We start from the raw sequence: 19,019 nt of genomic DNA on the forward strand, positions 1-19,019 counted from the left end.
AGTTCCCGATGAAGACGAAAGCCGCAGTCGTCTACGAGGTGGGCAAGCCGATCGAGGTGGTCGAGCTCGACCTCGAAGGCCCCGGCGAGGGCGAGGTGCTGATCCGGTACACGCACGCCGGCCTGTGCCACTCGGACGTGCACATCGCGCACGGCGACCTGGAGGCCCGGCTGCCGATGGTGCTCGGCCACGAGGGCGCGGGCATCATCGAGGACGTCGGCCCCGGCGTCACCCGGGTCAAGCCGGGCGACCACGTGGTGTGCTCGTTCATCCCGAACTGCGGCGTGTGCCGCTGGTGTTCCACCGGGCAGCAGGCGATCTGCGACATGGGCGCCACGATCCTCGAGGGCTATCTGCCCGGCGAGCGGTTCCCGTTCAGCGGCCCCGGCCCGGTCAAGCAGTACGGCGCGATGTGCATGCTCGGCACGTTCAGCCAGTACTCGACCATCCACCAGAACTCGGTCGTGAAGGTCGACGACGACCTGCCGCTGGACAAGGCGGTGCTGGTCGGCTGCGGCGTCCCGACCGGATGGGGTTCGGCGGTCAACGCGGCCAACGTCCGCCCGGGCGAAACGGTGATCGTGTCCGGCGTCGGCGGCATCGGCATCAACGCGGTGCAGGGCGCGCGCTACGCCGGTGCGAAGAACGTGATCGCGCTGGACCCGCTGGAGAACAAGCGCGAAAAGGCCATGGAACTCGGCGCGACGCACGCGGTCGCGACGCCGGAGGAGGCGGCCGAGCTGGCGCAGTCGTTCACCAACGGCAACGGTGCGGACAAGACGATCGTGACTGCGGGCATCGTCACCGAAGAGATCGTGACCGGCGCGTTCAACGCCACCGGCAAGGGCGGCACGATCGTGCTGACCGGGCTGAACAAACTGTCGGTCAACAACGTCAATCTGCCTGGTTCGATCCTGACGCTGTTCAAGAAGACCGTGAAGGGCAGCCTGTTCGGCGACTGCAACCCGACCACGGACATCCCGAAGATCCTCGGGCTGTACCAGAGCGGGGACCTGAAGCTGGACGAGATCATCACCCGCACGTACACCCTGGACGAGGTCAACCAGGGTTACGACGACTTGCTGGAGGGCCGGAACGTGCGCGGCGTGCTGGTCCACGACGCACCGTGACGGCTTTGTCGGCGGACTGCGGGCCGGTTTCCGGTCCGCAGTCCGCGGTACCCCGGTTAACCGCGGACGTAGTCGGCCGCCGCCGCGAAATCGAATTGCTCCTGGCCGGTCTCGACTGCGGTGCCCATGTTGTGCTGGAAGGCCCACCAGGAACCGGAAAAACCACGCTCCTGCGCGCGGTCGCGGAGGCAGGCGGCTCACCGTTCGTATTCGTCGAAGGCAACGCCGAACTGACCCCCGCGCGTTTAGTGGGCCAGTTCGACCCGTCGCGAGTACTCGCCGAAGGCTACGTGCCAGAGACCTTTGTGGACGGTCCGCTGATCGAAGCCCTGCGCACCGGCGGCCTGCTGTACGTCGAGGAAGTCAACCGAATCCCAGAGGAGACGCTGAACGTCCTCATCACGGTAATGTCGGAAGCCGAACTCCACGTGCCGCGCTTAGGCCGGGTACGCGCGGCCGACGGCTTCCGCTTGGTAGCCGCGATGAACCCCTTCGACGCAGTAGGCACCGCCCGAATCTCGTCGGCGATTTACGATCGCGTCTGCCGAATCGTCATGGGCTACCAAAGCCAAGACGAGGAAGCCGACATCGTTGCCCGCCGCAGCCCGCCAGTCCCCGCCGAATGGCGAGACCAAGTAGTAGATCTGGTGCGCCGCACCCGCGATCATGCCGATGTGCGAGTCGGCTCTTCCGTACGCGGCGCAATCGACGTAGTACGCCTGGCGGTTTCATTGGCCCGAATCCGCGGCGCTTCCGCCACGGACTGGCGAATCGGCCACGATGCCGCATTGGCCGCCCTGTCCGGCCGGATCGGGCTGCACGAATCCAGCGGCCGCACCGCGGAATCAGTAATCGACGAACTTTACGTGGCCGTCTTCGGCGCAGAAACCCCTCCGCCGGATTCAGAGGCTGGTGACCCGCCGGGGGAAGCCTGAGCCCGCCACCGGCGGGCCCACCACAGCAGCGATCACCCCGGCCAGGCTCCGCGCGGAGCAGCACCACCCCGCGCTCCGAATTGTCCCGCAACGGCCGCTTCGCGGAAATCTCCCCCGAAGTCGGGGTACTGGACGAAGAAGCCTTCAGCGCGGCGTTCCGTGAGGACGCGGACGAGGCCATGGCCTTGCTGGTCGAGATGAGCAAAGCCACCGATGAATCATTGCGCGCAGCCGCCCGAGGCCTAGCCAGCCGCCTGATGATCGACGTCGCACGACGCGGCGTCGCCCGAGCCCGAGGAGTAGGAAAACTACGCCGAGACCGAGCCGACCGAGGCGGCGAACTAGACCTGGACCGCTCGCTGCCTGCCCTGGTGGACGCGGCCGCAGTAGGCGGAGTCCCAGCCCTGGACGACCTGGTAGCCCGCCGGTGGGCACGCCCGGAATTGGCTCTGTGCTTGGTAATCGACACCAGCGGCTCAATGACCGGGGCCCGCCTGGCAGCAGCCGCTCTCACCGCCGCGGCGTGTTCGTGGCGAGCACCAGCGGAACACGCAGTGGTTTCGTTCGCCCGAACCGCGGAGGTGATCCGCCCTCTACGGTCTTCCCGCTCGAAGGCGTCGGTAGTGGATTCGGTCCTTTCGCTGCGAGGCCACGGAGTCACAGCACTGGCGGCGGCTTTGCGGAAGGCGAATGAACAACTGACTTCCTCGCGGGCGGCCAGAAAAACGATCCTCCTGCTGTCCGATTGCCGAGCAACAGATGACGAGGACCCGTTACCCGCCGCACGCGCCTGCGAAGAACTATTGATCCTGGCCCCAGCCGAAGACTGCGAAGAAGCAGAACGCTTCGCTCGAGAATCAGGCGCCCGCTGGCAGCCTTTGACCGGTGCCGCAGCCGCCCCCGCCGCACTAGCCACCCTGCTGGACCGTCCTTCACGGCTTTCTGGCGCCGGGTAGATGTACGTGAGGGCCACCCTGAGGGAATCTGATTCCCTCAGGGTTCCCCTCACGACCTTTAAGCAGTCTGCGAGGGGCTCCTTCACGGGCTTGGATTCCCGCAGGGGGCTCTTCGCTGCCCGCTCCCACCCGCTCGCGCGCCACCGCGATGCGCCCCAATGCCACGTTGGGTGCGTCCCACGCACCCAATGCCGCATTGGGGCGCTAGCCCCAGTCGCGAACCGCAGCCAATGCACCCAACTCGAGGTGCATCCACGCAAGCCGCAATGTCGCCGCCAGGCGAAGAGCCGAGAGACTCAAACCCCAGGCTCCCCGACAAGCACCTCATCAGCGAACCCAGCCGCCAACGCCCGCAACCCAGCATCCAAATACAACGTCAAATCAGCATCAGCCCGAGCCGACCATCGCTCATAAGCCGCCCGGCAGGTCGCCAACACCGCACGACCAACCGCCAGCGGATACAACGAATCCTCAGCTTGCCCAGTCCGCCGAGCCACGAAACTGATCACAGCCCGCTCCCAAGCGTCATAATGCCGAGTAGCACTGGCCGCCAACTCAGCCACGGTGCTGAGCAGATTCATCCGCATCCGCAGCTCAGGCACATCCTCGGCCCGATAGTGATTGGCCGCGAGCACCGCCCGACGGACCGCCTCCATCACGGGAAGATCCTCCGGCACGTCAGCGAGCAGCGCCCGGATCGTCTCCACCTCGGAGTCGAACTCGTTCCACAACACGTCTGACTTGGCGTCGTAGTACCGAAAGAACGTCCGCCGGCTGACCCCAGCCACAGCCGCGATCTGATCCACCGTCGTCTCGTGAAACCCCTGCTCAGTGAACAGCCGCAGCGCGATCTCCTCCAGTTGCCGCGCACTGGTCCCGCGAGGCCGACCACGCCGAGGCCGAGCCTCGTCGACCGGATCAGCAGGCATGCCTCCCCCTCCCACGGACGCTTCTGTCACCCGGTGACACTACTCGCTCACCGACCCGCCGCAGCACCTGCGGCCCACCGCGGGACCGCCAAAAGCGATCCACAATGGACTGTCGAATACCCGAAGAATGCGCGGCACCACCCGCTAAGTCCGAAATAAACCCCATTCCCGATTCCGCACTAGCCACCACTCGAAAGAGGGACCTTGTGGACAGTGGACAAGTCTGTTGCGTCAGGTGTCAGATGTGAAGATCCTGCCGCAAAGCAGAATCGAGGATCCGATGAGTGAAACAGCCGCTCGCCCGACCTCAACCGCCGCCGAAGGCATCGCCGACCCAGGTCCACTGGGCTTGGCAGGCTTCGCCGCCACCACTTTCGTCCTGAGCGCGGTCAACGCGGGCTTGATCCCCAAAGCGGTCGAGCCCGTCGTACTCCCACTAGCTCTCTTCTACGGCGGCCTGGCCCAACTCCTGGCCGGAATGTGGGAATTCCGAAAGAACAACACCTTCGGCGCGACCGCATTCGGCACGTACGGCGCGTTCTGGCTGGCTTTCGCCTTCTACGTCTGGCAGTTCGCCCCGAAGATCCCGCCCGCCGACGCGGCGACCGCCACCGGAATGTTCCTGTTGGTGTTCACCATCTTCACCGGCTACATGATGATCGCGGCGCTGCGCACGAACGCCGTCCTCATCGGCGTCTTCGTCCTCCTGTTCCTGACTTTCCTGTTCCTCACCATCAGCGAACTGGGCGGCGCGGAAGGCGCGGGCAAGATCGGCGGCTGGCTCGGACTGGCCACCGCGGTGGTCGCCTGGTACGGCTCGTTCGCGGTCGTCACCAACGCCACCGCGGGCCGCACGGTGCTCCCGACCGGCCCGATCGGCAAGCGCTAAGCACGCTCAGCGGGTTCGTGCAGGAACAGGATCAGGCAGCCGCCGCGGCTGAACGTCTGGTGCTCGACCTGAGCGGGATAGTCCACGAAGTCGCCACGAGCGCGGCGAGCCGTAACGCGGGTGCCGTCCGGGAAGACCAGTTCGTCGTCGGCTTCCCCGTCCAGGAACAGAAACCGGTGCGCGGTCGGATGCGGATGCGGTGCCGAGAATGATCCTGGCTCGAAATAGGACAGTCCGACCACGCGCTCGTCGAAGGTCTCGTCAAAGGCCACGTCGAGCAGCAACCGGAACCACAGTCCGGGGCTCGATTTCTGCCAGCCGGCAGGCCCGAACACGTCCTCGGCCGGTTCCCCGAGCCGCTCGCCGCTGATGCTCAGCGCGAGACAGCCGTCCGTGCTGGACAGTGTGCCGTCAGCAGCCAGGTAAGCACCGGCGCGATGGTGCGCGAGAGTGCCTTCCAGCATCAACACCCGGTTGCCGGGATCGGACCACACCGCTCCAGCAGCCAGCCGGACCAGCGTGAACGAGTCGCCGGGTGACTGGAGCAGGTCCTTCGTCCAGACCCCTGGCGCGGCGTCGGTCCAGCCTGCGGGAGAGAAAGTCGCGGTGTGGCTCGGCATGGCATCCCTTCGAAGCGTCACCTCGACCATGCCGACGCACGAAACCGGACGGCAACCGGATCGCCGCGATGCTGCCCGAAGGTCACTCCGGCCGGTCCTCGCCGCGCACCCACGAATCGAGCACGATCAGGGTGCGCGTGCTGGTGATCCGGTGGCTGCGCCGCAGTTCGTCGATCGTGCTCTGCAGGTGCGCCATGTCGCGGCTGCGCAGCCACACCACCGCGTCCGGGTCGCCGGCGATGGTGAACACCGCCTGCGCCTCCGGGATCCGCGTGGTGGTCTCCACGATCTCGGCGACGTTCGTGCTGCCGAAGAACCGCAGCTGGGCGAACGCCTCGATGCCCCAGCCGAGTTTCGCGTGGTCGACCTGCACGGTGAAACCGGTGATCACGCCCTTCTCCCGGAGCCGGTCGACGCGCCGCTTCACCGCGGCGGTGGAGAGCGACACCCGCCCGGCGACGTCCGAGAACGTGCGCCGGGCGTCCTCGCGGAGCAACGCGATGATCTCGTGGTCGGTCGCGTCCAGCAGTTCTTCGGCCATGAGCGGCATCGTACGCAACAGATCTGCCCGATCCGCCCTCTCGCGCGACATCCTTTGCGTCCTTGCCACTACAGTGGCCGGGCACGTTGCGCCCGGGCTCAGGGGTGGGGTGAGGTGGCTCACGTCCCAACGGCGGGTGCCCGTGGGCTGATGGCGTGCGGAAGGGAAGTGCGGATGAACGCCTTCACGTTGGAAGACCGGTACGTGCGCGAAGCGGGCACTGTCTACTTGACCGGAGTGCAGGCGCTGGTGCGCGTCCTGCTCGACCGGATCCGGCTGGACCGGCTGAACGGCGCGGACTCGGCCGCCTTCGTGTCCGGGTACCAGGGCTCGCCGCTCGGCGGGTTCGACCTGGAGCTGGCGCGGCGGTCCGGTCTGCTGGCCGAGCACAACATCGTGCACAAGCCGGGCGTCAACGAGGAACTCGGCGCGACCGCGGTCATGGGCAGCCAGCTGGCCGCCCGAGCAGGCACGATGCGGCACGACGGCGTCGTCGGCATGTGGTACGGCAAGGCTCCCGGCCTCGACCGGGCCACCGACGCGCTGCGGCACGCGAACCTCGCCGGCACCGACCCGCGCGGGGGTGCGGTCGCGCTGGTCGGCGACGATCCCAACGCGAAATCCTCGACCATCCCGTGTGCGTCCGAGCACGCGCTCGCCGACCTCGCGATGCCGGTGTTCTTCCCGGCCGACGCGCAGGACGTGCTGGAGCACGGCAGGCACGCGGTCGAACTTTCCCGCGCGAGCGGGCTGTGGTCCTCGATGAAGATCGTCGCGAACGTCGCCGACTCCGGCGGCACCGCGCTGGTCGATTCGGAATGGACCGCGCCGGAAATGCCCGAGGGCGCGTACAAGCACCAGCCGAACAGCCGGCTTCTCGGGCCGGAGCTGATCACCCTCGAACACAGCCTGCACCGCGTCCGGCTGCCGCTCGCGATGGAATACGTGCGCGCCAGCGGAATCAACCGGATCGTCCGGTCCGGACCGGACGACCGCATCGGCATCGTCACCGCCGGAAAGTCCTATTTGGACCTTCGGCAAGCCCTGCGGATGCTCGGTCTCGACGAGTCCGAACTGTCCCGCTACGGCATTCGGCTGCTGAAGCTCGGCGTCGTGTACCCGGTCGAGCCCGGCATCATCCAGGAATTCGCCGAGGGCCTCGACGAAATCCTGGTGATCGAGGAAAAGCGCGCGCTGGTCGAACCGGCGATCAAGGAAATCCTCTACGGCCGCACCGGCGCGCCGCGCGTGTACGGCAAGTCCGACCAGCACGGCCAGGTGCTGTTCACCGAACTCGGCGAACTGGACCCGGACCGCATCGCCAGCGGTCTGGCCAAGCGTCTGCCCGAGGCGGAACCCGTTGCGGCGTGGAAGGGGCGGCGGCGCCGGGAGCGGATTTCGGTGCCGTTGCTGGCTCGCACGCCGTACTTCTGCTCCGGCTGCCCGCACAACTCGTCCACGAAGGTCCCGGACGGGACGCTCGTCGGCGCCGGGATCGGTTGCCACACCATGGCTTTGTTCATGGAGCCGGAACAGGTTGGCGAGGTCGTCGGGCTGACCCAGATGGGCGGCGAGGGCGCGCAGTGGATCGGCATGGCGCCGTTCGTCGAGACGCCGCACCTGATGCAGAACATCGGCGACGGCACGTTCATGCACTCCGGCAGCCTCGCCGTGCGCGCGGCGGTCGCGGCGGGCGTCGACATCACGTACAAGCTGCTCTACAACTCGGCGGTCGCGATGACCGGCGGTCAGGACGCTGTCGGCGGGCTTTCTGTGGAGAAGGTCGCTGCGCTGTTGCTGACTGAAGGTGCGGCGAAGGTCGTCATCACCTCGGACGCGCCGCGGCGGCTGCGGAAGCGGAAGCTGCCGCGTGGGGTCGAGGTGCGTGACCGGTCGGAACTTCTTCGTACGCAAGAAGAACTGGCGGCGCATCGCGGTGTGACGGTGCTGATTCACGAGCAGGAATGTGCGGCGGAGAAGCGGCGTAAGCGCCGTCGGGGGAAGCAGGAAACGCCTGCGCGCAAGGTGTTCGTGAACGAGCGTGTTTGCGAAGGCTGTGGCGACTGTGGCGTGAAGTCGAATTGTCTTTCGGTGCAACCGGTCGAGACGGAGTTCGGCCGTAAAACCCAGATCCACCAGGCTTCGTGCAACGTCGACTACTCGTGCCTCGACGGCGACTGCCCGTCGTTCCTGACCGTCGTCCCGACCGGCGAGGTCAAGCGGCGGCACCTCGCGCCGATCAGCGCGGACGTCCTGCCGGAGCCGGCGAAGACGTTGTCTGACGTCGCTGTGCGGATCACCGGCATCGGCGGCACCGGTGTGGTCACCGTCGCGCAGATCCTTGGTGTCGCTGGGGTTCTCGACGGCAAGCAGGTGCGCACCCTCGACCAGACCGGTCTCGCGCAGAAGGGCGGCGCGGTCGTTTCGGACGTGAAGATCTCCACTGGTGCAGTTGAGCAGGCTCCGAAGCTCGCGAACGGGGAATGCGACCTGTATTTGGCGTGCGACGCGCTGGTCGCCGCCGATCCCGCGTACCTCGGCGTGGCTGATGCCGGGCGGACGGTCGCCGTGGTGTCCACTTCGGAGGTTCCGACCGGGCGAATGGTGGTGGACAAGGAAGTTTCGTACCCGGACCAGTCGAGCATCCGCGGCGCGCTCGGCGACGCGACCGCCTCCGGCCACTACCTCGACGCGCGCGGCCTCGCCGAGCAGATTTTCGGCGACGACCAATACGCCAACATCCTTCAGCTCGGCGCGGCCTACCAGACCGGCTCGCTGGCGGTCACCGCGGAAAGCCTGGAACAGGCCATCAAGATCAACGGGACCGCGGTGGAGACCAACCTGCAGGCGTTCCGGCGCGGGCGGCAGCTGGTCGCCGACCCGGACGCGCTCAACGCGGAACTCTCCCCGTCGTCGTCTGCTTCGGCTCCGGCCGCGGTGGACGCGGAAGCGGTCCGCCGGGTGCGCGCGCTGGTGCGGGCCGACGGCGAGCTCGCCCGGCTGCTCGACCTGCGCATCCCGGACCTCATCGCCTACCAGGACGAGCGGTACGCGCGGCAGTACGCGGAATTCGTCGAGCGGATCCGCACGCGCGCCAGCGCTTCGGTGACCGAAGCGGTCGCGCGGAACCTCTACAAGCTCATGGCCTACAAGGACGAGTACGAGGTGGCGCGGCTTTCGCTGGACCCGCAGCTGACCGCGGAAATCGAAGCCCAGTTCGGCGTCGGCACGCGATTCGCGCACCGGCTGCACCCGCCAGTGCTGCGCGCACTGGGCATGAACCGCAAGATCAGCCTCGGCGGCCGAAGCGTCCGGCCCGCGTTCGCGGCGCTGAAGGCAATGCGCAAGCTTCGCGGCACGAAGTTGGACCCGTTCGGCCGCGCGGAGGTCCGCCGGGTCGAGCGGGCGCTGATCGGGGAGTACCGGCAGGCGCTGACGCGCGCCATCGAGGTGGCCGACCGCGGCGACGCCCGCCTGGTCGAACTGGCCGCGCTGCCGGACTCGGTGCGCGGATACGAGGAGATCAAGCTGGCCAACGTGGCGGCCTACCGGAGGCGGCAGGAGGAGTTGCTGAAGGAACTGGAAATGCCGGACTCGGTGCGGGTCGCGACTGCTTGAGGGGAGCCGGGAGCCGCTGCGGGACGGGATCGTGCCGCAGCGGCTGCGGCCTGGTGAGGTGGGGTTTCGGTTGGCTGCTTCGGCCTGGTGAGGTGGGGTTGCGGCTGGCTGCTTCGGCCTGGTGACCGTGCCGGATTCGAGGCGAGGCATCCGCTTGGGCCGTCTCGGAGGCGTTCGGCCGGGCAGGCTGTCGTCAGCCGCGGTTCGGCCGGAAGCCAGCGGACGAAGCCGCACCGGCCGGGTCGGGCGCGGTCCAGCGGCGGCCGGATCCTCGCTCGAGGACCGCGCCGGATTCACCGCCAGCCGCCGTTTCCCCAGCTTGCCGACGGATTCCGCGCGGAATCTCCTTAATTGAAGCGTGATCAACCTCGTCGGACACCATTCAACGCGGATTCCGCGTCCGGATTCCCTGCGGTATCTGAAACGCGGCGGAACCGGATGAACCCGGTCTCGTCGTCGTTTCGGCCTTCCCGCCGAGCCCGGCCCTGCCCGAAAAGCCTTGTAGGTGTCACACCAATGGGTGGTCCTGGCGAACCTTGCCGGGAGACCCGCGTCCGTCCCCCGATCGGTGGGGTGGGCGGCGCTCGGCGGGGTGCTCCGCGCGCAGGCCTGTGACCAGTGCAGACGCGCCGAATCCCCTAATGCCCCTAATCGGGGGATCGATAAAGTCCCTAGTGAGTGCCCCGGCTAACCCGGGTGACCCCCCGATGGCGGGCATTCGGCGGAGTCCTATGTTCGGAAAAGGAGCCGGCTCTGGGGCCGGCTCGTCCGTTTCTCGGACACCCCACCCCGATCCGTTGTCACCACAGGAGAATACGAACTATGGGCCCGGTGCAGACGCTGCACGAATTCGCGCTGAACCTGCTGAACGACCCGCAGTCGATGGCGGACTACAAAGCTGACCCGCAAGGCGTGCTGAACGGCGCCGGTCTCAGCGAGCTGAACCCGTCGGACGTGCAGGACATCATGCCGCTGGTCATGGACAGCGCCCCGCTGCCCGCCGCTCCCGCCGTCCCGGCCGTTCCCGCGGTGCCGGGCGTTCCGGCGGCTCCGAGCATCCCGGCCGTGCCGGGCGTGCCCGCCGCCCCGAGCGTTCCGTCGGCCGACCTGGCCGGTGCCTTCGACAAGGCCGACGCCGCCGCCGAGCCGGTCGCGCACCAGGTCGGCGACGGCCTCGGCGGCCTCGCCGGCGCGCTGCCGAACCTCAGCCCGGTCTTCGAGGGCGTCAGCAACGTCGCCGACGCGACCGGCCTGAACACCGTCACCCACGGCGCCCTGGGCGCGGTCTCCGGCGTGCTGGACCACGTCGCCGACGCGACCCACTCGGTCCCCGTCGTCGGCCCGATCGTCGACGCCGCCGCGATCGACACCCAGAACACCGTGAACGCGGTGGGCGAGCACGTCTTCGACGGCAAGCTCGTCGGCTCCGCGGTGGACGCCACCACCAACCACCTCGGCGACGCGCTGACCTGGAAGGCCGTCGTGTCCGAGTCCGGCAAGCTGCCGGTCGTCGGCGGCCCGGTCAGCGGCATCGTCGAGGACGTCCGCCAGGGCGGCTCGCACCTGCTGGGCACCGTCAACGAGGCGATCGGCTCGACCCCGGTGGGCGAGCACGGCGACCTCCGCGCCGACCTGACCAACGCGACTGGCGACCTGACCTCGGCCGGCGACCTGTCCGGCACGCTGGACCACGCCGCGGGCGCGGTTCCGGGCCTCCCGGCCGTTCCGGCGCTCCCGGCCGTTCCGGCGCTCCCGGCCGTGCCGGGTGCGGGCGAGCTGCCGCAGGTGCCGGGCGTCGGCTCCCTGCCGCAGGTCCCGGGTGTCGGCGCGCTGCCGCACGCCCCGTCGGTCCCGGGCGTCGGCGAGCTGCCGCACGCTCCGGCGCTGCCGTCGCTGCCGGCCGCCCCGAACGCGGGTTCGCTGACCCACGCCATCGAGGGTGCGACCGCGCACGCTCCGGCCGTCAACGCGGCCGCGCAGCACGTCACGAGCACCGTCCAGGACGCCGTCGAGACCGGCACCCAGCACGCGACGACCGGCGAGCTGCCGGACGCCGCGCACGCCGCGCCGCTCAACGAGGTCCAGAACCACCTGCACGACGTCGCGGGCGGCCTCGAGTCGCACGCGAGCAACGTGCACCTGGACAGCCTGCACCTGGGTCACTGATCCTGGTGTAGCAAGGGCTTTCCCGCCGCGGGCCTGGACCGGTTACGGTCTGGGCCCGCGGTGTTTTTTGTGCCGGGCAGCAGGGACAACAGCGGCTGGCTGTCGAGGAAGAGGCCGCCGGTGGGGCCGTCGGCTGCCAGGGTCGCGGCCCACACCACGCCGCGGGCGCTGTCGAGCGCGGGGCGGGCGGTGTCCTCGTCGCCGCGTTCGGGATGGGTGGCGGTTTCTCCCGGATCGACGGCGTTGACGAGGATCGAGGTGCCCCGCAGCGCCGAGGCCAGCACGCCGGTCAGAGTGTTCAGCGCGTGCTTGGCGAACGAATGCGCCGGGGCGCGCAGGCTCGCGCCGAGGTCTAGCCCGGTGGAGATCTGCAAAGCGGAAACGCTGGAAACATTGACGATCCGGGCCGCCGGTGCGGCTTTCAACAGCGGCAGCAACAACTGCGTGAGCTGCCACGGGCCGAGGACGTCAATGTCCAATGCGGACTGAACGGCGGCCAGGTCGGCGTCGAGAGCAGACAGGGTGGCGAAATCGACGGTGTCGCTGGCGTTGTTGACCAGCGCGTCGAGGTGGCCGAAGGATTCGGCGACGTAGTCGGCGGCGGCGGTCATGGTGGCGAGATCGGCGAGGTCGAGCCGCAAAGCAGTGGCGTTCGGGAGTTGCGCGGCAAGGGCTTCGGCTCGGGACAGGTCGCGAGCGGTCAGGATTACGTGATAGTCCTGTTCGGACAGCAGCCGGGCGGTGGCGAATCCGAGTCCGGCGGCGCGGCTGGTTCCGGTGATCAGGGCGGTTTTGGGCACTGCGATACTCATTTCACGATTGAGCGGAGTGTTTCGGCAGGAACCTGACAAGGGCCAGTACCGCGAGGTACAAGGCGGCGCAGATGCCGAAAACCAGTTCAGCGGCAGGGATCCAAGACGGCCCACCGCGGGCGAAGAACACTGTGCCGAGCGCGGCGACACCGACGGCGCCGGCGAATTGCTGGGCGGCGTTGAGCATTCCGGAACCGCTGCCGACTTCTTCGGGCGTCGCGTCGCCGAGAATGAAATCGAAGAGCGGAATGAACAACAACCCGGAACCGGCACCGGTGATGAAAAGCGCGGGGGCGAGCTGCCAGACGGTGATGGCCGCACCCCAGTGCGCGATCGACCACCACAGGACGAGCAGCCCGACGACGGCGATGGCGAGTCCTAAGTGGAGCGAAGTGCGGCCGAGTTTCGCGGCGAGTACCGCGCCGGACAACAGGGTCGCGATGGCGGTGCCGGCGGCCCAGGGGAGCAGGGCGAACCCGGACTGCAGCGGCGTCCAGCCGAGACCGGACTGCAGCAGCAGGTTCACAACGAGCACGAAGCCGCTGAGCGAAGCGTAAAACCCGCCGGTGATCAGCAGGCCGAACACGAAGCCGCGCTTGGAAAACAGCGACGGCGCGATGACAGGATGGCTGCTGCGGCGTTCGGACCTCGCGAACAAGACGAAGGCGATCACGCCGGCGGCCATCAGCACGTACGTCCAGACAGGCCAGCCGAGTTCGCGGCCTTGGATGAGCGGCACGATGAGCAGCGCTGATGCGGCGGTGAGCAGTCCGACGCCGCGCAGGTCGAGGCGGGCGCCGCGGTCTTCGCCGCTGTGTCGCGGCAGCACGCGCAGGCCGAGCAGTCCGGCGAGGATGCCGAACGGGACATTGATCAGGAAGATCGAGCGCCACTCGCTGCCGAAGAGGTTCAGGTGCAGCAGCCAGCCGGCGAGGATCGGCCCGGCGACGGTGGCCAGGCCCATGATCGGGCCGAACGGCATGAGGGCTTTGCGCAGCTGATCGGGCGGGAAGACGACCTTCACCAGCGCGATGCCCTGCGGGATCATCGCCGCGCCGAACAGGCCCTGGAACACGCGGGCCCCGATCAGGAACCCGGCGCTGGGCGCGAGCCCGCAGGCCAGCGACGCGAGGGTGAAGCCGGTCATGCCGAGCAGGAACAACCTGCGCCGGCCGAGCAGGTCGCCGAGGCGGCCGGAGGTCACGAGGCCGAGCGCGAACGCGGCGGTGTAGGCCGACAGGACCCACTGCAGGGTCACCGGCCCGCCGCCGAGGTCGGAGCGGATCGAGGGACCGGCGAGGGCGGCGACGCTGGTGTCGATGAGGTCCATCAGGTCGGCGATCACCACGACGACCAGCACGAGCCACGCCTGGACCAGCGGAAGCGGCTCGGCGCGCGGGGACGAACTAAGTTCAGTAGTCACGAACTAAGTTCTAGATTACGAACTAAGTTCGTGTCAAGCTATAGTGGCGGACATGCCCGCTGATCCCCGAGAGCGCCGCGCCGCCCGGCACGCGTCCGCCAGCGCCGAAGCGGCGCCGAAACCGCGGAAAGAGCCCATCACGGTCGACCGGATCACCGACGCCGCGCTGCAGGTCGTCGCCACCGAGGGCTACGACGCGCTGACCGTCCGCCGGGTCACCGCGGTGCTCGGCACCGGGCCGTCGTCGCTGTACGCGCACATCGTCAACAAAGAGGATCTCGACGATCTGCTCATCGGCAGGCTCTGTGCGCAGATCGAACTGCCCGAACCGGACCCGGCGAAGTGGCGGCAGCAGGTCCTGGACGTTTACGGGCAGATCCGCGACCTGTACCTGAAGTACCCCGGCGTCTCCCGCGCCGCGCTCGCGATGGTGCCGACGCACCTGGAAACGCTGCGGGTCAGCGAGGGGATTCTGGCGATCCTGCTGGCTGGTGGGATCGAACCGCAGACTGCCGCGTGGGCGCTGGATTCGCTCACGCTCTACGTCACCGCGTACGCCTGGGAAGTGTCACTGGTCCGGCAGCGGCAGCAGCACGGCGGCGAGTGGATGCTCAGCCAGGACGAGCTGATCGAGCGGTTCACCGCACTGCCGGAGGAGAAGTTCCCGCGCACGCGGCAGTATGCGGCGGAGCTGACGTCCGGGGAAGGGCATGACCGGTTCGACTTCATGGTCAACCTGATCACGCGGAATCTGGCCAGCGAGGCTTCGGGAATAGCGAAAGGTACGTGAGGGGAACCCTGAGGGAATCTGATTCCCTCAGGGTTCCCCTCATGTACGTCTGGGCAAGGGCCGCGGGGGTATTGGGTCAGCGAGGTTCCGGGATCGCTGGGTCGCAGCACCCGGTCATCCGGGGCAGTTCGCGGTTGACCTCGGCCAGTTCGGCGGCGACCGCGTGGCACGGTTCGCATACGGCGAGGTGTCCGGCGAGGACTCCGGCCCGGCGGGCGGGCAGGGTGCCGCGCAGCCACGCGCCCATCCGGCGGCGGACTTCTTGGCACTGCGGCAACTTCGCGTCCGGCACCTGGACTTGCAGGTACGCCTGCCGCAGCCCTTCGCGCGCGCGGCGGGCGAGCACGGCGACACCGTTCGGCGAAACGCCGAGCACCGGGGCCAGTTCTGCTGGAGTGTCGCCCTCGGCGGACATCCGCCACAACACCGTCCGCCAGCGGCCGGGCAGAGTCCGGTAGGCCGACCACACGAGCCGGTCTTCCGAGCGCATGACTGCGAGTTCGTCTGCGCCGCCGTCGAGATTTACGGGTTCCGGAACAGTCGCGTAGAGATCGATACGATTTTCGTGGCGACTCCATCGTGCGAACAGATTTCGCATTGTGGCCACGAGATACGCGGGCGCGTTCGATTCCGGGCCGCCGCCGGCCGCGACCGTGCTGAGCACGCGCGCGAACGCTTCGGCGACCAGGTCGTCGCGTTCGGCCTGCTGGCGCACCAAACCGGCGGCGACGCGGCGCATCAGCGTGACGTGCCGCCGGAACAATTCGCCGCCTGCCTGGCAATCCCCGGCGCGTACGGCGGCGAGGAGTTCGGCGTCGGTGCGCTCGTCCTCTCGCGCATCGGTGACCAGAGTGCTGCCCAGCGTCGCGTCCACCGTGCACCTCCCACCGGACCGGCCCACACCTCGTCACGCGGGACTACTGAAAGTAACTGGTACAGCAGTGTACTCCATATGGCGGCGGGGATCGGGCAGTCGGCCGCGCGATTCGGCCCCGGCCGCCGTCGTCAGCCATCCGGGGAAGTCTTGGCTGCTCAAGGACATTTCGTTCGGCTGCCGACTGTCCGAAGTGGACTATTGACGCCTGGTCAGGAAAACTTTCCGGCCAATTCGGTGAAATAGGGCGTCATCGCCGGGTGGTAGTCGGCGAAGTCCGGCCTCGGCGTGCCCTCGAAGGCGGCGGCGAACATGTCGAGGTAGTACTCCCAGCCGGGGCCCGCTTCCGGGATCTTGTCCGCCGAGTCCAGGTGGTGCACGAGCTGGAGTTCCGTTGCCGCGCCTCGGGACTCCAGTCGCAGCTCCATCCGCCATGCCCCGGATTCGTCGGTCGACGAAACAGCCAAGCGGTGCGGCGGCTCGCAGGCGTCGATGCGGAGGTCCATCCAGGGTTCCTCCTCTTCGAACACCATCTGGGCCTGGATCATCCGACCGGGTGTCGCGTCGCCCTTCCAGGGGCCGAACCAGCGCGCGGTGCGTTCCGGTTCGGTGACCGCGGCCCACACGTCGTCGATCGGCGCGCGGAAAGTGCGGGGCAGGACCAGGTCGATGCTGTCGGCGAGCCGGTGCGCTCTCGCGGTGGGCACGGGTTTCATGCGGTGTTTTCCTCTCCGGAAGCGGTGTCCCGGCGGCGTTCGCGACGGGTGCGGTGGACCTCGGTCTCCAGCGCGTCGAGCCGCTGCTGCCAAGCGGGCGGCGCGACGAGGTGCGTGAGCCAGGCGGTGAGTTCGGCGAAACCTTGCGGGTCGAGCGCGTAAAACCGTTGCCTGCCTACGAGTTCGTCGCGCACCAGCCCACTTTCCCGCAGCACGCGCAGATGGCGCGACACTGCGGGCCGGCTGATGTCGAAGCGCGCTGCAATCTCCCCGGCGGGCAGCCGTTGTCGCTGCAGGAGCGCCAGGATGTCCCGCCGCACCGGGTCGGCGATCGCGTTGGCGACCAGATCCACGAGAAGAAGCGTAACCCAGCGGTTACGCTTCCGGCAAGCACGTCACGGCCAGGTCGACGCGCCGCCGCGGCGTTTGCGGACCTCTTTCCCCGCGCCGGGAGGGAAACCGTGCTTGGTGAGCCGGACCTCGGCGAGCTCGTCGGCGCTGGTGACGGTGAGGAACAGGCTCAGCAGCAGGCTGATCAGCAGTGCGGCGATGATCATCCCGGCGGGCATCGGCGTGACGAGCGTGAGCACGACGTAACCCGCGATCAGCCAGGGCAGCGCCTCGATGAAGATCCGGAACGCGAAGCGCAGCACCCAGGTTTTCGCGGTCGCGTCGTGCAGCACCCACTCGCGGTACTCGTCGGGGAGTACCCCGCCGTACACGTAGTGCAGCCAGCGCACCGGGCCGGGACGCTTCATGCCCGCCGGGTACCCCGTGCTCAGGCGGTATACGCCCCGAGCTTGGCCGGATTCATCAGCCAGAACAGCCGGTCGATGCCCTCGGCCGACGCGGACACGGTCAGCACCGCGATCACCGCTCCGCTGTGGCGCACCACCGCCGCGGGCTGGCCGTTGACGTCGCTCCAGCCCACCTCGGTGCCGGGCCAGAACCGGCCGGCGAACGCGCGGACGTACTTCGCGACCGTGACCGCTCCGACCACCGGGATCCGCGTCGCGCGGACTGCGCCGCCGCCGTCGGAGTAGCTGACGACGTCCTCGGCGAGCAGTTTCTCCAGCGTCGCCAGGTCGCCGCTGCGGGCGGCGTCCACGAACGCGGTGAGCAGCCGCCGCTGTTCCTCCGGTTCGACGGGCGTCCGGCGTTCCGCGGCGAGGTGTTTGCGCGCCCGGCTGACCAGCTGGCGCGCGCTGACCTCGGTGGTCTGCACGATGTCGGCGATCTGCTGGTACGGGTAGTCGAACGCCTCGCGCAGCACGTACGCCGCGCGTTCCGTCGCTGGCAGTTTCTCCAGCAGGAACAGCACCGCGACCTCGAGCGCGGCGGCCCGCTCGGCACCCAGCTGCGGGTCGGCGGAGGCGTCGATCGGCTCGGGCAGCCACGGGCCGACGTAGGTTTCGTGCCGCACGCGCGCGGTCTGGCTCGCGGTGATGGCCAGCCGCGTCGTGGTGGTGGCGAGGAATGCGTCCGGATTGCGGACGACCGAGCGGTCGCAGGTCTGCCAGCGCAGCCAGACGTCCTGGAGGAGGTCTTCGGCGTCGGCGACGCTGCCGAGCATCCGGTAGGCGATCCCGAACAGCCGCGGCCGGACCCGCGCGAACACCGAGGCGGCCTCGGCGAGTTCCTCCATCGGCGGCGCGTTCCTTTCCTGGTCCGGCGGGGCATTCGCGAGCTTAGCGGGCAGGGGTGTCACAAATCGGCGCGCTGTCCGGTCCTGACTGGCGACGCTCGCGGCGGCCGTCGCGGCGGAAACGGAGGGAACGGGCATGAAGATCGTCGTCATCGGCGGGACCGGGCGGATCGGATCGCAGGTCGTGCAGCTGCTCGAGGGGCACGAGGTCGTGGCGGCCGCGCCGAGCACCGGCGTGAACACGCTGACCGGCGAAGGGCTGTCCGGCGTGCTGCAAGGCGCTGACGTGCTGGTGGACGTGTCGAACTCGCCGTCGTTCGCGGACGACGACGTCATGGAATTCTTCCGGCGCTCGACCGGGAATCTGGTGTCGGCCGCGCGCGAAGCCGGGGTCGGGCACTTCGTCGCGCTGTCCGTCGTGGGTGCGGACGAGCTGCCGGATTCCGGTTACCTGCGGGCGAAGGCCGCGCAGGAGAAGCTGATCGAGGACAGCGGGCTGAACTACACGATCGTGCGTGCGACGCAGTTCCTGGAGTTCGCGGTCGCGATCGCGGACACCTCGACGGTCGACGGCGTGGTCCGGCTTTCCGACGGCGGCACGCAGCCGATCGCCGCGGAGGACGTCGCGGTGGCGGTCGCGCGGGCCGCGGGCGAGCCGGCGGTCGGCGGGATCGTCGAGATCGGCGGTCCGGACGTGCTCCCGATGGACGAGTGGATCCGCCGGGTGCTGACCGCGCGGAAGGACCCGCGCGAGGTGGTGACCGACCCGGAGGCGAAGTACTTCGGGACGGTGCTGGGCAAGGACAGTCTGGTTCCGGCGGATGGTTCGTGGCGGGGCAAGGTCGGGCTCGAGGAGTGGCTGAGCCGCTGAAGCTCGTGAGTGGCGATCCCGGTTCTAACCGGGATCGCCACTCACCAGGGAGGAAATCAGGCCCGGGGAGTGGGGGCGTTTGAAAGAAGATTGGTAGTGCCCCC

General features: G+C 68.6%; 18 protein-coding genes. 8 read left to right on the forward strand and 10 right to left on the reverse strand.

Annotation, left to right across the window (positions count from 1 at the left end):
* Window positions 1-8 precede the first annotated feature (8 nt).
* The 3 genes from ACWDNU_RS14655 (at window position 9) to ACWDNU_RS14665 (ending at window position 3,021) form a co-directional block, all read left to right on the forward strand.
* Window positions 9-1,130: an NDMA-dependent alcohol dehydrogenase gene (locus ACWDNU_RS14655; protein WP_370934940.1), complete on the forward strand. Its 1,122-nt coding sequence runs from the start codon at window positions 9-11 to the stop codon at window positions 1,128-1,130.
* Entirely contained in the window at window positions 1,127-2,065 is a 939-nt protein-coding gene (locus tag ACWDNU_RS14660) for an AAA family ATPase (protein WP_449669167.1), read from the forward strand. Before ACWDNU_RS14655 ends, ACWDNU_RS14660 begins: the two co-directional genes overlap by 4 nt.
* Before the next feature lie 257 nt (window positions 2,066-2,322).
* Entirely contained in the window at window positions 2,323-3,021 is a 699-nt protein-coding gene (locus ACWDNU_RS14665) for a vWA domain-containing protein (protein ID WP_449669185.1), read from the forward strand.
* 296 nt (window positions 3,022-3,317) lie between these two features.
* Here ACWDNU_RS14665 and mftR read toward each other — a convergent pair whose 3' ends face one another.
* Window positions 3,318-3,950, reverse strand: coding sequence for a mycofactocin system transcriptional regulator (gene mftR, locus ACWDNU_RS14670; RefSeq protein ID WP_449669168.1), 633 nt, complete (start codon window positions 3,948-3,950; stop codon window positions 3,318-3,320).
* A 280-nt stretch (window positions 3,951-4,230) separates the two neighbouring features.
* On the opposite strand from mftR, the gene ACWDNU_RS14675 reads away from it, so the two are divergent.
* A complete protein-coding gene (locus tag ACWDNU_RS14675) occupies window positions 4,231-4,839 on the forward strand; it encodes an acetate uptake transporter (RefSeq protein WP_449669169.1) in 609 nt (202 codons plus the stop codon).
* On the opposite strand, the gene ACWDNU_RS14680 is transcribed toward ACWDNU_RS14675, so the two are convergent.
* Entirely contained in the window at window positions 4,836-5,459 is a 624-nt protein-coding gene (locus ACWDNU_RS14680; RefSeq protein WP_449669170.1) for a cupin domain-containing protein, read from the reverse strand. The genes ACWDNU_RS14675 and ACWDNU_RS14680 overlap by 4 nt on opposite strands.
* A gap of 82 nt (window positions 5,460-5,541) precedes the next feature.
* The gene (locus ACWDNU_RS14685) at window positions 5,542-6,000 is read right to left on the reverse strand and encodes an Lrp/AsnC family transcriptional regulator (protein ID WP_449669171.1); all 459 of its coding nucleotides are present in this window, start codon (window positions 5,998-6,000) and stop codon (window positions 5,542-5,544) included.
* 174 nt (window positions 6,001-6,174) lie between these two features.
* Here ACWDNU_RS14685 and ACWDNU_RS14690 point away from each other — a divergent pair, with 174 nt between their 5' ends.
* On the forward strand, window positions 6,175-9,618 hold the full coding sequence (locus tag ACWDNU_RS14690; protein WP_449669172.1) for an indolepyruvate ferredoxin oxidoreductase family protein: 3,444 nt from the start codon (window positions 6,175-6,177) through the stop codon (window positions 9,616-9,618).
* Window positions 9,619-10,440: 822 nt separating this feature from the next.
* Window positions 10,441-11,784: an IniB N-terminal domain-containing protein gene (locus ACWDNU_RS14695; protein WP_449669173.1), complete on the forward strand. Its 1,344-nt coding sequence runs from the start codon at window positions 10,441-10,443 to the stop codon at window positions 11,782-11,784.
* Here ACWDNU_RS14695 and ACWDNU_RS14700 read toward each other — a convergent pair.
* Window positions 11,778-12,596 carry an SDR family NAD(P)-dependent oxidoreductase gene (locus ACWDNU_RS14700; protein ID WP_449669174.1) on the reverse strand — a complete coding sequence of 273 codons (819 nt, stop codon included), beginning with the start codon at window positions 12,594-12,596 and terminating at the stop codon, window positions 11,778-11,780. The genes ACWDNU_RS14695 and ACWDNU_RS14700 overlap by 7 nt on opposite strands.
* Before the next feature lies 1 nt (window position 12,597).
* The gene (locus tag ACWDNU_RS14705; protein WP_449669175.1) at window positions 12,598-14,019 is read right to left on the reverse strand and encodes an MFS transporter; all 1,422 of its coding nucleotides are present in this window, start codon (window positions 14,017-14,019) and stop codon (window positions 12,598-12,600) included.
* A gap of 52 nt (window positions 14,020-14,071) precedes the next feature.
* Between ACWDNU_RS14705 and ACWDNU_RS14710 the strand changes: the two genes are divergently transcribed.
* Entirely contained in the window at window positions 14,072-14,809 is a 738-nt protein-coding gene (locus ACWDNU_RS14710; protein ID WP_449669176.1) for a TetR/AcrR family transcriptional regulator, read from the forward strand.
* A 76-nt stretch (window positions 14,810-14,885) separates the two neighbouring features.
* Here the strand turns inward: ACWDNU_RS14710 and ACWDNU_RS14715 are convergent, their stop codons facing one another.
* The 5 genes from ACWDNU_RS14715 to ACWDNU_RS14735 all read right to left on the reverse strand — a co-directional run bounded on the left by ACWDNU_RS14715 (window position 14,886) and on the right by ACWDNU_RS14735 (window position 18,044).
* Entirely contained in the window at window positions 14,886-15,683 is a 798-nt protein-coding gene (locus tag ACWDNU_RS14715) for a sigma-70 family RNA polymerase sigma factor (RefSeq protein WP_370934950.1), read from the reverse strand.
* Window positions 15,684-15,895: 212 nt separating this feature from the next.
* The gene (locus ACWDNU_RS14720) at window positions 15,896-16,399 is read right to left on the reverse strand and encodes an SRPBCC family protein (protein WP_449669177.1); all 504 of its coding nucleotides are present in this window, start codon (window positions 16,397-16,399) and stop codon (window positions 15,896-15,898) included.
* A complete protein-coding gene (locus tag ACWDNU_RS14725; RefSeq protein WP_370934952.1) occupies window positions 16,396-16,752 on the reverse strand; it encodes a metalloregulator ArsR/SmtB family transcription factor in 357 nt (118 codons plus the stop codon). The genes ACWDNU_RS14720 and ACWDNU_RS14725 overlap by 4 nt, the downstream gene beginning before the upstream one ends.
* A gap of 42 nt (window positions 16,753-16,794) precedes the next feature.
* On the reverse strand, window positions 16,795-17,157 hold the full coding sequence (locus tag ACWDNU_RS14730) for a DUF5313 family protein (RefSeq protein ID WP_449669178.1): 363 nt from the start codon (window positions 17,155-17,157) through the stop codon (window positions 16,795-16,797).
* Between the two features lie 20 nt (window positions 17,158-17,177).
* The gene (locus ACWDNU_RS14735) at window positions 17,178-18,044 is read right to left on the reverse strand and encodes an RNA polymerase sigma-70 factor (RefSeq protein WP_449669179.1); all 867 of its coding nucleotides are present in this window, start codon (window positions 18,042-18,044) and stop codon (window positions 17,178-17,180) included.
* 136 nt (window positions 18,045-18,180) lie between these two features.
* Here ACWDNU_RS14735 and ACWDNU_RS14740 point away from each other — a divergent pair, with 136 nt between their 5' ends.
* Window positions 18,181-18,915, forward strand: coding sequence for an SDR family oxidoreductase (locus tag ACWDNU_RS14740; protein ID WP_449669180.1), 735 nt, complete (start codon window positions 18,181-18,183; stop codon window positions 18,913-18,915).
* The last annotated feature ends 104 nt before the right edge of the window (window positions 18,916-19,019 follow it).

The sequence above is a fragment of the Amycolatopsis sp. NPDC003676 genome, from assembly GCF_053587275.1.